The sequence below is a fragment of the Streptomyces umbrinus genome, assembly GCF_030817415.1.
Lineage (GTDB): Bacteria > Actinomycetota > Actinomycetes > Streptomycetales > Streptomycetaceae > Streptomyces > Streptomyces umbrinus_A.
Genome location: NZ_JAUSZI010000002.1, coordinates 11,110,043 through 11,123,270, shown reverse-complemented (window position 1 = coordinate 11,123,270; position 13,228 = coordinate 11,110,043). Strand labels below are relative to the sequence as shown.

The window sequence follows — 13,228 nt, the reverse complement described above, 5'->3', positions numbered from 1 at the left end:
CGCTCGCGCATCTCCCGGCGCGTGAGCAACACCGCCATTCTCGCCAAAAAGGTGGGATGTTGACGAGGCGTCAGCCCCGCTTGGCGTGCAGGGTCCGCGCGACCTTCGGACCCAGCCAGCGCTTGAGTCTGCGCAGCGCCTCGAGCTGCCCTGCCGCCCGGTCGATCCGGTAGTAGAGCTGCGGCGGGATGTACGGCAGCAGCGGGGAGTGCCGCTGGCCCAGGAGCGCGAACATCTGCGCCGGAGGCAGACCGATGTAGCGCGGCAGGCTCTCGTACCACTGGGCGCTGTGCCGGGCCGCGCTCTGCACGGACAGCAGCTCCGCCTTGCGCTTCTTCTCGTACGCGACGAGTGCGGGGGCCAGTTCGGGCTCCGCGCGCAGCGAGTGCGCGAGTGCGATGGCGTCCTCCAGGGCGAGGGTGGTGCCCGCGCCGATGGAGTAGTGCGTGGTGTGGGCTGCGTCGCCCAGCAGGACCACGTTGCCGTGGGACCAGGCGCGGTTGGTGAGGGTGCGGAAGTTCAGCCACTGCGCGCTGCCGCCGGTGTTCGCCCGGCCGATCAGCCGGTGGCCGTCCAGCAGCTTGACGAAGAGCTCTTGGAGGCGGACGAGGCCCTCCGTCTCGTCGGCCCGGTCGAGGCCGAGGCCCGTCCAGGTCTCCGGGGAGCACTCGACGACACAGGTGCTGTGGTCCGCGCTGAACCCGTAGGCGTAGCACCAGATCCAGCCGTGCGGTGTGTCCACGAAAGCGAAGGTGAACGCGTCGAAGACCTTCGTGGTGCCCAGCCAGATGTACTTGTTCCGGCCGAGCCCGACCTCCGGGCCGAAGTGGTCCGAGTGCCGCTCGCGCACCCCGCTGTGAACGCCGTCGCAGGCGACGACCAGGTCGGCGTCGGGCAGCCGGTCCCCGTCGGCGATCTCGTTCTCGTACTCGACGCGTACACCCAGGGACCGGGCGCGCTCGGCGAGGAGGTCCAGCAGCTGCCGGCGGCCGATGCCGAAGCCCTCGTCGCCGTGGTGCGTCGTCGTGCGGTCGCCGACGTGCGCGACCCCGTCGCTCCAGCGGACCGAGTTCTCCTTGACGGCGCGCGCCGACTCCGGATCACCCTCGTGCAGTTTGTCGAGCAGGCTCCCCCAGTACGTCACCCCCCATCCGTAGGTCGAACCGGCCGGGTTCCGTTCATGGACCGTGATGTCGTGGTCCGGGTCCTGAAGCTTCATCAGGATCGAGAAGTACAGACCGGCGGGCCCACCGCCGACGCAGGCGATCTTCACACGCGCACCCCACTGTTCACTCTGTTCGCTCCGTTCACCTGTTCGCTCAAGGTGATCAATCGACAGCACAGAGTAGGGGTCGACCGGACACGTCGGCGTCCCGCGCCGCGTGTCGGACCGGCTCGCCGGTGGTGAAGCGGGCGAACCTGGGCATTCGAAGAGGAGCAGCGGACGAGTCGGGGAAGGGCTGATGGACACCAACACATGGATTCTGGTTCTCGCCGTCGCGGCCGTGCTTGCGGTGGCCCTCGGGGCGGCGGTCGTACTGCTGGTCCGGCTGGTCCGTACGCGGCGGGACCTCCGCCGGGCCGGGCTGCCGACCGGTCCCCGCTGGGTCTTCTGGGGAGCGGTCGCCTATGTCGTGCTGCCGACCGATCTCATGCCCGACCCCGCCTATTTCGACGACATCGCCGTACTGCTCCTGGCACTGCGGTCGATGCGCGCTTCGTCCGACCCCCTGCGCTGAGGTGCCCGCGGATCTGCTTGGCTGTGTCCCATCAGGCAGGGACCTCCAGGTCGGGACGACCATGCAGGCAGACATCCATCAAGTCGCCGACGGTATCCATCTGGTACACGGCAGCAACACCAACTGGGTGATTCTCGCGGAAGGGGACGCCGTCACCCTCGTGGACACGGGCTACCCCGGAGACCGCGAGAGCGTCCTCGCCTCCCTGTCGGCCGTGGGCAGTACGCCCGAAGCGGTCGCGGCCGTACTCGTCACGCACGCCCACAACGACCACATCGGCTCGGCGGAGTACCTCAGCCGTACGTACGGCACGCCGGTCTACGCCCACGAGGCCGAAGTCCCGCACGCGCGCCGGGACTTCCTCCATCAGGTGACCATCGGCAAGGTGCTGAAGAACGCCTGGCGGCCCGGTGTGGTGACGTGGGCCCTGCACGCGCTGCGCTCCGGCGGCACCGCCCACGTCCCGGTCACCGAACCGCGGCCGTTCCCCGGTGAGGGCGCTCTCGACCTGCCCGGCCGCCCCGTTCCCGTGCACACCCCCGGCCACACGGCGGGCCACTGCGCCTTCCATCTGCCGGACGCGGGCGTCGTCATATCGGGCGACGGGCTGGTCAGCGGACACCCCACCTCACGCGCGAGCGGCCCGCAGTTGCTGCCCACGATGTTCCACCGGGACCTCCCCGGTGCGCTGTCCTCGCTGGACGCCTTCGAGGCGCTCTCGGGTGACGTCCTGCTGCCCGGTCACGGTCCCGTGCACCGCGGTTCCGTAAGCGAGGCGGCCCAGCGGGCCCGGGAACGGGCGGCCTGACCCGATCAGCCGTCTACGGACGACCGCCCGTCGTCCACGGACCGACCGTCGCCGCGTACCACTTCGAGGTACGCGGCGATCGCGTCCCGGTTGCGGGCGAGGCAGTCGATGCGCCGGGTCATGCGGTCGAGTTCGAGCTCCAGCGTGGTCAGCATCTGCGGGGTCGGATCGGGGAAGTGGATGGTGCCCGGTCCGTCGAGGCAGGGCAGGATCTGCTTGATGATCCGGGTCGGCAGTCCGGCGTCGAGCAGTCCTCGGATCTGCTGGACCCGGTCCACGAGGCGTTCGTCGTAGGAGCGGTAGCCGTTCTCGCAGCGCTCGGGCGTGATCAGCCCCTGTTCCTCGTAGTAGCGCAGCAACCGCCTGGGGATGCCGGTGCGCTCCGACAGCTCTCCGATCCGCATCCGACCGACCTCGCACTTCGCCGCTTGACCTTCACATCAATGTGAGGGTTCGAGCATACGCGGCATGAGCACCCACACCACAGAACCGACCGGTTCCTCCAAGGCAGCCGAGAGCCGCGGGCTCCCTCTCGCCGCGCTCCTCGCCCTGGCCACGGCCGTCTTCGTCACGAGCCTCGCCGAGACGCTGCCCGCGGGCGTCCTGCCCGCGATGAGTGCCGACCTCGGCGTCGGTGAGTCCGCGATGGGGCAGTCGGTCACCGTCTACGCGATCGGCACCGCACTCACCGCGATCCCCTTGTCCGCGGCCACCGCCGGATGGCGGCGCAAACGGCTGCTGCTCACGGCGATGGCGGGGTTCGCCGCCGCCAACACGGTGACCGCGGTCTCCACCGACTACTCCCTGACCATGGCGGCCCGGTTCGTCGCCGGTGTGGCCGCGGGCCTGGCCTGGGCGCTGCTCGCCGGGTACGCCCGCCGACTGGCGCCCGTCCGTCTGCAGGGCAGGGCGATCGCGATCGTGATGACGGGCATCCCAGTCGCATTGTCGCTGGGAGTGCCCGCGGGGACCTTCCTCGGCGAAGTACTCGGCTGGCGGGTGACGTTCACGCTGATGACCGTGCTCGCGGTCGCCCTGCTCGGCTGGATCGCGGCGGGCGTTCCGGACCAGCCGGGGCACCGGCGGGAGGGCCGGGACCCGATCCTGCGGGTCCTGACGGTTCCGGGGGTGGCACCGGTCCTGTTCGTCACACTGGTCTTCGTACTGGCCCACACGATCCTGTACACGTACATCGCCACGTTCCTGGACGGGCTGGGCATGGGCGGATCGACGGATCTGGTGTTGCTGGTGTTCGGCGTCGCGTCCCTGGCCGGCATCTGGTTCGTGGGTGCGCGCGTCGACCGGCGCCTGCGCGCCCTGACGCTCGCGAGCGCGCTGCTCGTCGCCGTGGCGGCCGCGCTGCTGGCCGTGCCGGCCGACAGCCCCGCACTCGTCTACACCGCGGTGGCGCTGTGGGGGCTCGGCTGGGGAGGCGCCCCCACGCTGTTGCAGACGGCCGTGACCGACGCGGGTGGTGACGCGGCGGACGCCGCGCAGGCCGCGCTCGTCACGCTGTGGAATGTAGCGATGGCCGGCGGCGGGGTGGTTGGGGGCGTCCTGCTCGACCACCTCGGCACGGGTTCGCTCCCGTGGAGCGTGCTGTTGCTACTGATTCCGGTGGTGATGGTGGTGGCCGCCCGGACCCAGGAGTTCCCTGCCGGGGGCGAGCGGTAGGTGCCAGACTGCGGGCCGTCCTGGGCTTGTCGCGCAGTTCCCCGCGCCCCCTACGGGGGCGCGTCCGCCGAGCCCCCTCAGGGGCGCGGGGAACTGCGCGACAAGCCACCGACGGCCCACAGCCGACAACTACCAGCGGGATTCCACCTGCTCCTTGATCCGCCGCTCGTAGAGGTCGGAGATCGCGGCCAGCGTCTCCGCGGAAAGCGGCGCCAGCTTGCCGGCCGCCGCGTTCGCGCGGGCCTGCTCGGGCGAGCGGGCGCCGGGGATGACCGTGGTCACGCCGGGCTGCTGGACGATCCAGGCCAGCGCCAGCTGGGCCGGAGTGACGCCCTCGGGGGCGAGCGCGGAGAACTCGGCGGCAGCCTCGACCCCGGTGGCGTAGTCGACGCCGGAGAACGTCTCGCCCTGGTCGAAGGCCTCACCGTGGCGGTTGAACGTACGGTGGTCGTTCTCCGCGAAGACCGTGTCCTTCGTGTACTTGCCGGAGAGCAGCCCGGAGGCGAGGGGTACGCGGGCGATGATGCCGACGCCGGCCTCCCGCGCCGCGGGCAGGACCCGCTGAAGGGGCTTCATGCGGAACGGGTTGAGGATGATCTGGACGCTGGCCACACCCGGCCGGGCGATCGCGGTCAGCGCCTCGTCACAGGTCTCGACGCTCACGCCGTACGCGGCGATCCGCTCCTCCTCGACCAGGGTGTCTAGGGCGTCGAACACCTCGTCCGACGAGTAGACGGGGGTCGGCGGGCAGTGCAGCTGCACCAGGTCGATGCGGTCGACACCGAGGTTGCGGCGCGAACGGTCGTTCCAGGCGCGGAAGTTGTCGAGTACGTAGTTCTCGGGGACCTGGTCGACCCGGCGGCCCATCTTGGTCGCGACCAGCACATGCAGGTCGGGCCTGCTCTGCACGAAGGTGGCGATGGTCTCCTCGCTGCGCCCGTCCCCGTACACGTCGGCCGTGTCGAAGAACGTCACGCCCGACTCGGCCGCGGCCTCCAGGACCGCGAGGGCTTCCTTGTCGTCCACGTCGCCCCAGTCGGCACCGAGTTGCCATGTGCCGAGTCCCACGACCGATGCCTGCTGTCCTGACCTGCCGAATACGCGCTCATCCATGGGGGCAGTCTGGCACCCGGTTCCGGATTCCTCGGACTCAGCCCCCGTACGGCGGACCCGTTCAGGCGACGGCCGCGGTGAGGGCGACTCCGGTGAGGCGTTCGGACTCGGCCCACAGCCGGCGGTTCGCCTCGGCGTCGAGGGCGCGGCGTGCGATGCGGGCGGTGATGGTCGGGCCGACCAGTCCGAACCTGCCGCCCGGGCCGTAGTACGCGCCCGCCGTGGCCTCGGGGCTCGTGGCGGCGTACAGCAGCGGTTCGGCGCCCTCCTCGACCTGCTGCTTGGGCAGGAAGTCGAGCGCGGTGAGCAGGGATCGCTTCGGCTTGTCACGGCCTAGGCTCGCGCCCGCGCTCTGGAGGTTGGTCACGGTGTAGCCGGGGTGGGCGGCCGTGCTCAGCAGGTTCCAGCCGCGCTCCGCGGCGATGTCGGCCAACTGCCGGGCCATCATCAGGTTGGCGAGCTTGGACTGGGCGTACGACAGGTTGGAGCTGTAGCGGCGACGCTCCCACTGGAGGTCGGCGTAGTGGATGCGGCCGTAGTTGGCCGTGCCGCTGCTCATGGTCGCCACGCGGGGCGCCGGTGCGGCGAGCAGGGCGGGCAGCAGCCGGACGGTGAGGGCGAACGGGCCGAGGTAGTTGCTGCCCATCTGGAGTTCGAAGCCGTCGGCGGTGGTCATCCGGGTGGGCGGAGCCATCACTCCGGCGTTGTTCACGAGCAGGTCGAGCGGGGTGCCGTCTGCCAGGATCCCGTCGGCGAACGCCTCGACGGAGGCCAGGTCCGCCAGGTCGACACGCCGGACCTCCAGCTGTGCGTGCGGGTGCCGGGCCAGGATCTCGGCGCGGGCCTGCTCGCCCTTGGCGACGGTCCGTACGGCCAGGACGACACGGGCGCCGGCCTCCGCGAGGCGACGTGCGGTCTCCTTGCCCGTGCCGCTGTTGGCGCCGGTGACGACGGCGAATTTTCCTGTCTGGTCGGGGACGACATATGAGGTGGCCACGATGACTCCTTCGGTTTGCGCACGGCACTCCCAGGGATAGGAGACCGGCGGTCTGTTGTATTTCAAGCTAGCAGACCGCCGGTCCGATAACAACAGACCGGGGGTCTGTAGACTGTGTGCATGGCAAACACCTTCCAGCGCGCCCGCAGCGAGGAGCAGCGCGCCGTGCGCCGCACGGCGATCCTGGACACCACGGCCGCGATGCTCGGCGAGATGCCCGTGGCGCAGGTGAGCCTCAACGAACTGAGCCGCCGCGTGGGGCTCGCGAAGTCGAACGTGCTGCGTTACTTCGAGTCCCGCGAGGCCGTCCTCCTGGAGCTGCTCGGCACCGCGTCGCAGGAGCTGCTGGAACACCTCGACACCGCGCTTCCCGAGGCCGTCGACGCCGACGCGCCGGTGACCGAGCGGGCCGACCGGCTCGCCGCGGTCATGACGGACGCGTTCGCCGAGCGTCCGGTGCTGTGCGACCTGATCAGCGCACAGGCCGCGGTCCTGGAGCGGAACGTGTCGACGGAGGTCGCCGCCCAGTACAAGCGCTCCTCCATCGCGCACGTCTTCGCCCTGGCGCAACGAGTCCGCACCCATGTGCCCGAACTCGACGAGCGGGACGCCGTACGGTTCGTCGCCGCCGCGCTCATGGTGGTCACGGCCGCCTGGCCGCACGCGCACCCGTCGCCCGCCGTGCTCGCGGTCTACGAGTCCGACCCCGAACTGGCGGTCCTGCGCCTCGACTTCGCCACGGTCCTGCGGGAGTCGCTCGAGGTCCTGCTGTCCGGCCTGCTGGCACGGGCGGCAGGCTGACAGAACCGGGGGCCGGGGCTCAGGAACCCGCGCGCACCCGTGGGACGTTGTCCGTGCAGCGCCCCTCGGGGCGGGCACAGTGACCAGCACCCCGACAGGCGGCACGATGAGCGAGTTGGTTCCCGGCGGCAATCTGCCCCTGCCCGGCGGCACCCTGACCCTTCATGTGCCCGGCCCGTTCGACGTGTCCGCGCTCATCACGGACGACAGCGGCAAGGTGCGCGGCGACGGCGACTTCGTGTTCTACAACCAGCCGACCGCACCCGGTGCGCGGCTGCACGGCGAGACGCTCACCGTGGATCCGCCCGCGCTGCGGACCGGGGCGAGCCGCGTCACCATCGTCGTCAGCCCCGCCGAGCCCGGCACCGCACTGGGCCGGCTGCCCGCTCCGACCCTGCGCGTGACCGGCCCGGGCGGCGGTGTGCTCGCCCGCTTCACCCCGCCGCGCCCCCAGCAGGAGACCGTGCTGCTGCTCGCCGAGATCTACCGCCGGGGGACCGCCTGGAAGCTGCGCGCCCTGGGTCAGGGGTACGCGGACGGCCTCGCCGGGATAGCGCGGGACTTCGGGGTCGAGGTGAGCGAGGACGCCGGCGCGGGGGCGGGGCCGGGCGGCGGGGCCGTTCCCGGGAGCGCTGGTGTCCCGGGATCCAGGGGTGCCGGTGTCTCGACGGCCCTGAACGCAGCGCGTGCCGGGCTCGGACGGCTCAGGGGCTCGGGTCGCACTCCGGCCGGGAGCTCCGGTCGCGCTCCGGCCGGGACCACGGGTCGTCCCCCGGCCGGGAGCACCGGGCGCACGCCCGCCGGGAACACTGCCTGGAACAGCGGCAGCGCTTCGCACGGAGGGGCCTCTGCCGCCGCTCCCGCCGTCGCAGGGCCCGCCCCCGACGGCTTCCTCCGTCTCGTGAACTCCGCGCGCGCCGCCGTCGGCGCCCCGCCCGTGTCCCTCGACGCCCGTCTGACCGCCGCGGCGCACACGCATGCCGCCGGCATGGCGGCGCGGGGCAGCCTGGGCTCCGAGGGCGCGGACGGGCTCTCGGTCTACCAACGCCTCACCGCCAGCGGCTACGCGTACCTCACGGTCGGCGAGCACCTGGTCTCCGGGCCGCGCGACGCCGCGGAGTTCGTGGAGTACTGCCTGTCCGGAGAGCAGTCCCGGCGCACGATCCACGACCCGGCGTTCACCGAGGCCGGTGTGGCGTACGTGCCCGACGGCCGCTCCGGCACCCTCTACTGGACGGCGCTGTGGGCCCGGCCCCTCACTCCCGGCGGGCTGGCGCAGACGGCCGCGGAGGTCGTGGCGCTCACCAATGCCGAGCGGACCCGGGCCGGTCTGCGACCACTGGCCGTGGACACCCTGCTCACCAATGCGGCGCAGGCGCACAGCGCGGACATGGTGACGCGCGCGTTCTACTCCCACACCTCCCCCGACGGCAGCGAGCCCTGGCACCGGGCCGCGGCCGCGGGCAGCACCCGCCGCACCATCGGCGAGAACATCGCGTGCGGCCAGCGCTCCGCCGCCGAGGTCGTGCAGGGCTGGATGGACAGCCCCGGCCACCGCGCCAACATCCTCAAGCCGGCCTTCACCCACATAGGCGTCGGCTTCGCGGGCGGCGGCTCGGCGGGCACGTACTGGACACAGCTCTTCGGCGCCTGACCCGACCCCGCCGCACATTCTTCGCCGCAGGTCAGAGGCCTGTTAACGATGATGACAACGGTCACCGGTGCAGCCTTTGCCGATCTCCGCGAGGTGCGCTTCACTGCGGGAGTCGGACACCGCATCGAGGGGGACACACATGACCAGCGCGCACCACGACCACCACGAGTCGGACGGGCACGCGGGGCACTCGCACGGTGTGTCGGCGGACGCGGACCGCCGCTGGCTCGCGATCGCGCTGACGCTGATCACCACGTTCATGGCGGCCGAGGTCGTCATCGGCATCCTCGCCCAGTCGCTCGCCCTGATCTCCGACGCGGCGCACATGCTGACGGACGCCGTGTCCATCGTGCTGGCGCTCATCGCGATGCGGCTGGCCGCGCGGCCGGCCCGCGGCGGCTTCACGTACGGCCTCAAGCGCGCCGAGATCCTCTCCGCGCAGGCGAACGGGCTCACGCTGCTGCTGCTCGGCACCTGGCTGGCGTACGAGGCGGTGCGGCGGCTGATCGACCCGCCCGAGGTGGAGGGCGGGCTGGTGTTCGGCACAGCCCTGGCGGGGATCCTGGTGAACATCGCGGCGGCCTGGTGCATCTCCAAGGCCAACCGCTCCTCGCTCAACGTCGAGGGCGCCTACCAGCACATACTCAACGACCTGTTCGCGTTCATCGGTACCGCGATCGCCGGTCTCGTCGTGGTGCTGACGGGCTTCGCGCGGGCCGACGCCATCGCCACACTGGTCGTGGTGGTCCTCATGTTCAAGGCCGGCTACGGGCTCGTACGGGAGTCGGGGCGGATCTTCCTGGAGGCGGCGCCCGCGCACCTCGCTCCGGACGACATCGGCGACCAGCTGGTCGCGCACCCCTCCGTCTCCGAGGTGCACGACCTGCACGTATGGACCATCACGTCCGGACAGCCCGCACTGTCCGCGCACATCCTGGTCGAGCCCGTCGCGGACTGCCACACGGTGCGCCGGGACCTGGAGAAGATCCTGCAGAGCGACTACGAGATCAGCCACACCACCCTCCAGGTCGACCACGCCCCCGCCGAGGTCCTGGAGGTCCGCACCGGAGCCGCCTACGACGACGGCTCCCACTGCGAGGCCCCGCACGGCCCGGTACACCGCGACGAGCCACACGCCCACTGAACACCGGGGGCGCGGGCGGGAGTTCACGAGGGCGGTGCCCCCGCGCCTGGGAAATCCGGTCGCGCCCGGCCGACGTGATCGTGCACGATGCCCGCATGACGTCGACCCGAAAGGGCCGTGCCGCGTAGGCGGCCCGGTGCCGTCCGCGCCGAGCGGTGGCAGCCCTCCAGACATGTGACCGTCCGCCGGATCGGCGGTGTCTCCTCGCGCACCCGGGCGGCCGTCCGCCGGGTGGAGGCGGAGCATCTGTGGCGCGACGCCGTCGCGAACGCGCTCGTCACATACGAGTCCGCCCTTCGCCTGCCCGGGCAGGACCTCGCCGCGTGGCTGATCGACGTGAACTGCCCCTGCTGCTGTCCGCTCGAAGCCAGGGACACACTGGAGGACGCCCTTTACCGGCTGCCGGCCGGCGCCCGCTCGGATCTCCGGCGCCGACTCGCCCGCGCCGACGAGGAGTTGGCTCGGCGGACCCTTCCCGAACCGCTCAGGCGCGAGACCCCTCAGTGGCAGCCGCCCGGAGCCTGGTGGCGGCAGCGGCTTCTGGAACGGTGAGGGGCCAGGGCTTCGCCGAGGGCAGAACGCGATGACCTCCCCGAATCGCGCCGCGCTTTCTAGGGTGGAGAGGTGAGCAGCCACGCGTCCGACGAAGCCCGTGTCATTCCCCTGCGACCCGTACCGGCCGCGCCGGCGAAGCCGGAGGAGCCGGCGCCCAAGGAGCCGTTGTGGCGTGACGTCGTGGGCGACGTCCTGCGGCGCGAGCGGCTCGCCCAGGAGCGGACGCTCAAGGACGTGGCCGACGCGGCCCGGATCTCGATGCCGTACCTCTCCGAGCTGGAGCGGGGCCGCAAGGAGGCCTCGTCCGAGGTCCTCGCGGCCGCCGCACACGCACTCGGGCTCGGCCTCGCCGATCTGCTCGCCCTGGCGCACGGCCGGCTCGCGCGACCGGCCCAGCCGCTCCGGTCCCAGCCCCTCACCTCCCAGCCCCTCAGGTCCGGGTCCCGCACCGCGCCCCGGCGCACCGAGGCGCGGTCCCGGCTGGGTGACATCCGGCTCGCCGCCTGAGGCCCGAGACTCCGAGCCCGCTGAGGCTCCGCGGCGGCGACACCGTCAGGCCGCCGCGGGCACCAGCCGTCGGCTGAGCACTTCGTCGGCCAGTCCGTACTCCACCGCCTCCCGAGCGGTGAAGACCTTGTCGCGGTCCATGTCGGCGCGCAGGGTCTCGACGGGGTGGTGGGTGTGCAGGGACAGGACCTCCTCGACCTGGGAGCGGATACGGATCATCTCCTTGGCCTGCAGGCTCAGGTCGGAGACCGTGCCCCGCGCGCCGCCGCTCGCGGGCTGGCCGAGCAGCACCCGCGCGTGTTCCAGGATGAAGCGCCGGCCGGGGTCTCCCCCGGCCAGGAGCACCGCGGCGGTCGAGGCGGCCTGGCCGACGCAGAACGTCGAGATGGGCGCGCCGACGTAGCCCATCGTGTCGTAGATCGCCATGAGTGAAGTGAAGGATCCGCCGGGCGAGTTGAGGTAGATCGCGATCTCGCGCTCGGGAGCGGACGACTCCAGGTGGAGCAGTTGCGCAATGACGACGTTGGCGACGCCGTCGTCGATCTCGGTGCCGAGGAAGATGATCCGCTCGGACAGCAGCCGGCTGTAGATGTCGTACGCGCGCTCGCCCTGCGGGGTGCGCTCGACCACGTTCGGGATCGTGTACTGGCTCATGTCAGAGTCCCATCCGTCGCTTCGAGGAGGCCGGGCGGACGTCGTCGAGGGACTCGACGACCCGGTCGACCATGCCGTACTCCCTGGCCTGTTCGGCCGTGAACCAGCGGTCGCGGTCGCCGTCGCGGCCGATCGTCTCCACGCTCTGGCCGGTGTGTTCGGCGGTGATCCGCTCGATGCTCTCCTTCGTGAACTGGAGGTTCTCGGCCTGGATGGCGATGTCGGCGGTGGTGCCGCCGATACCGGCCGAGGGCTGATGCATCATGATCCGCGCGTTCGGGAGCGAGTAGCGCTTGCCCGGGGTGCCGACGGTGAGCAGGAACTGCCCCATGCTCGCGGCGAAGCCCATGGCGAGGGTCGACACGTCGTTCGGGATGAGCCGCATCGTGTCGTAGATCGCCAGGCCCGCGTGCACCGATCCGCCCGGGCTGTTGATGTAGAGGCCGATGTCGGTGCGCGAGTCCTCCGCGGAGAGCAGGAGCAGCTGTGCGCAGACGCGGTTCGCGGAGACCTCGTCGACCTGCGTGCCGAGGAACACGATGCGCTGGTTGAGGAGTTGGGCGGCGAGGTGGTCGTCGAACCGGGACGACGGGGTGTCCCCCTCCTCGGCCCTGGGTTCCAGGGTGCTGCTGAATCGTGCCATCGCTCCTCCTTGTGGTGACGCGGCCAGGATCACCGCGGTGTCTCCACCCTCGGCCGGACGACGGCAGCGCGGAAGGAATCTCGGCCCGCAGCAGATTCGCCAACAGCAGAGCCGCCGCCGAGCCCGCCGAGGCCACAGAGCTCCCGGAGCGAGCAGGGGCTACTTCGTCACCACCAGCGAGAACTCGTACAGATCGCCACGGCACAACGACTCGCCGTACTCCACTACATGCCCCGTGTCGTCGAACGCCGTGCGTCGTACGAGCAGGGCGGCGGAGCCCTCCTTGACGCCGAGGAGGCGGGCCTGGCGGCCGGTCACGTTCACCGCCCGGATCTGCTGGGTCGCCCGGACCACCCTGACGCCGTGGGTGTTCTGCAGCGCTTCCGACAGCGAGCCCTTGAGGAGCGACTCGTCCAGGCTCGGGAAACGCTCGGCGGAGAGGTAGACGGTCTCCAGGCAGATGGGGAAGTCGTCGCCGAGGCGCAGCCGTTCGATGCGGTGCAGGGCGGTGCCGGGATCGACGCCGAGGGCCGTTGCGTGGTGCAGGTCGGCCTCGACGACCTCGGCGGCGAGGAGTTCGGCGCTGGGGTGGTAGCCGCGCGAACGCAGGTCCTCGGAGAACGAGGTGAGCGTCGACGTCTTGGTGATCTGGGGGTGGGAGACGAAGGTGCCCACGCCGCGCACACTGCGGATGAGGCCGTCCTCGCGCAGCGCCTGGAGCGCGCGCCGGGCGGTCGCCCTGCTGACGTCGTACCGCTCCGCGAGCTGCCGTTCGGTGGGCAGTGCCTCGTCGGGCCGCATCCGGGCGATGTCGGCCTGGAGCAGCCGCCGCAGCGCCTCGTGCTTGAAGGACTCCGTCTTGTAGGAGTCCGCGCCCGGGCCGTCGTCCCTGCGCCTGTCTTTGAGCGTCACAATCAGCGCCTGTCCTTGAGCATCACG

Annotated in this window: 15 protein-coding genes; 8 read left to right on the top strand and 7 right to left on the bottom strand. The window is 71.4% G+C overall.

What is annotated here, in order from left to right:
• Nucleotides 1-70: 70 nt before the first annotated feature.
• Nucleotides 71-1,273 (bottom strand): FAD-dependent monooxygenase, encoded by a 1,203-nt coding sequence (locus QF035_RS49380; protein ID WP_307529030.1) that lies wholly within the window; start codon nt 1,271-1,273, stop codon nt 71-73.
• Between the two features lie 190 nt (nt 1,274-1,463).
• Here QF035_RS49380 and QF035_RS49375 point away from each other — a divergent pair, with 190 nt between their 5' ends.
• Together QF035_RS49375 and QF035_RS49370 are read left to right on the top strand one after the other, a co-directional pair.
• Nucleotides 1,464-1,739 carry a YkvA family protein gene (locus QF035_RS49375; RefSeq protein WP_307529028.1) on the top strand — a complete coding sequence of 92 codons (276 nt, stop codon included), beginning with the start codon at nt 1,464-1,466 and terminating at the stop codon, nt 1,737-1,739.
• Between the two features lie 61 nt (nt 1,740-1,800).
• Complete coding sequence (locus tag QF035_RS49370) at nt 1,801-2,547, top strand: MBL fold metallo-hydrolase (protein WP_307529026.1); 747 nt, start codon at nt 1,801-1,803, stop codon at nt 2,545-2,547.
• A gap of 5 nt (nt 2,548-2,552) precedes the next feature.
• Here QF035_RS49370 and QF035_RS49365 read toward each other — a convergent pair whose 3' ends face one another.
• The gene (locus QF035_RS49365) at nt 2,553-2,951 is read right to left on the bottom strand and encodes a MerR family transcriptional regulator (protein WP_307529024.1); all 399 of its coding nucleotides are present in this window, start codon (nt 2,949-2,951) and stop codon (nt 2,553-2,555) included.
• A 64-nt stretch (nt 2,952-3,015) separates the two neighbouring features.
• Here QF035_RS49365 and QF035_RS49360 point away from each other — a divergent pair, with 64 nt between their 5' ends.
• Nucleotides 3,016-4,221 carry an MFS transporter gene (locus QF035_RS49360; protein ID WP_307529022.1) on the top strand — a complete coding sequence of 402 codons (1,206 nt, stop codon included), beginning with the start codon at nt 3,016-3,018 and terminating at the stop codon, nt 4,219-4,221.
• Nucleotides 4,222-4,350: 129 nt separating this feature from the next.
• Here the strand turns inward: QF035_RS49360 and QF035_RS49355 are convergent, their stop codons facing one another.
• A complete protein-coding gene (locus tag QF035_RS49355) occupies nt 4,351-5,334 on the bottom strand; it encodes an aldo/keto reductase (RefSeq protein ID WP_307529020.1) in 984 nt (327 codons plus the stop codon).
• A 61-nt stretch (nt 5,335-5,395) separates the two neighbouring features.
• On the bottom strand, nt 5,396-6,331 hold the full coding sequence (locus tag QF035_RS49350; protein ID WP_307529018.1) for an SDR family oxidoreductase: 936 nt from the start codon (nt 6,329-6,331) through the stop codon (nt 5,396-5,398).
• A gap of 120 nt (nt 6,332-6,451) precedes the next feature.
• Here QF035_RS49350 and QF035_RS49345 point away from each other — a divergent pair, with 120 nt between their 5' ends.
• The 5 genes from QF035_RS49345 to QF035_RS49325 all read left to right on the top strand — a co-directional run bounded on the left by QF035_RS49345 (nt 6,452) and on the right by QF035_RS49325 (nt 10,992).
• Entirely contained in the window at nt 6,452-7,132 is a 681-nt protein-coding gene (locus QF035_RS49345; RefSeq protein WP_307529016.1) for a TetR/AcrR family transcriptional regulator, read from the top strand.
• 106 nt (nt 7,133-7,238) lie between these two features.
• Nucleotides 7,239-8,786, top strand: a complete 1,548-nt coding sequence (locus QF035_RS49340) for a CAP domain-containing protein (protein ID WP_307529014.1) — start codon at nt 7,239-7,241, stop codon at nt 8,784-8,786.
• 139 nt (nt 8,787-8,925) lie between these two features.
• Nucleotides 8,926-9,930 (top strand): cation diffusion facilitator family transporter, encoded by a 1,005-nt coding sequence (locus QF035_RS49335; protein ID WP_307529012.1) that lies wholly within the window; start codon nt 8,926-8,928, stop codon nt 9,928-9,930.
• A gap of 117 nt (nt 9,931-10,047) precedes the next feature.
• Entirely contained in the window at nt 10,048-10,482 is a 435-nt protein-coding gene (locus tag QF035_RS49330; RefSeq protein ID WP_307529011.1) for a hypothetical protein, read from the top strand.
• Nucleotides 10,483-10,554: 72 nt separating this feature from the next.
• Nucleotides 10,555-10,992 carry a helix-turn-helix domain-containing protein gene (locus QF035_RS49325; protein ID WP_307529010.1) on the top strand — a complete coding sequence of 146 codons (438 nt, stop codon included), beginning with the start codon at nt 10,555-10,557 and terminating at the stop codon, nt 10,990-10,992.
• Nucleotides 10,993-11,037: 45 nt separating this feature from the next.
• Here QF035_RS49325 and QF035_RS49320 read toward each other — a convergent pair whose 3' ends face one another.
• From QF035_RS49320 to QF035_RS49310, 3 genes are all read right to left on the bottom strand, one after another.
• Nucleotides 11,038-11,646 (bottom strand): ClpP family protease, encoded by a 609-nt coding sequence (locus QF035_RS49320; protein ID WP_307529008.1) that lies wholly within the window; start codon nt 11,644-11,646, stop codon nt 11,038-11,040.
• A gap of 1 nt (nt 11,647) precedes the next feature.
• Entirely contained in the window at nt 11,648-12,289 is a 642-nt protein-coding gene (locus QF035_RS49315; RefSeq protein WP_307529006.1) for an ATP-dependent Clp protease proteolytic subunit, read from the bottom strand.
• A 159-nt stretch (nt 12,290-12,448) separates the two neighbouring features.
• Entirely contained in the window at nt 12,449-13,201 is a 753-nt protein-coding gene (locus QF035_RS49310) for a GntR family transcriptional regulator (protein ID WP_307529004.1), read from the bottom strand.
• Nucleotides 13,202-13,228: the final 27 nt, after the last annotated feature.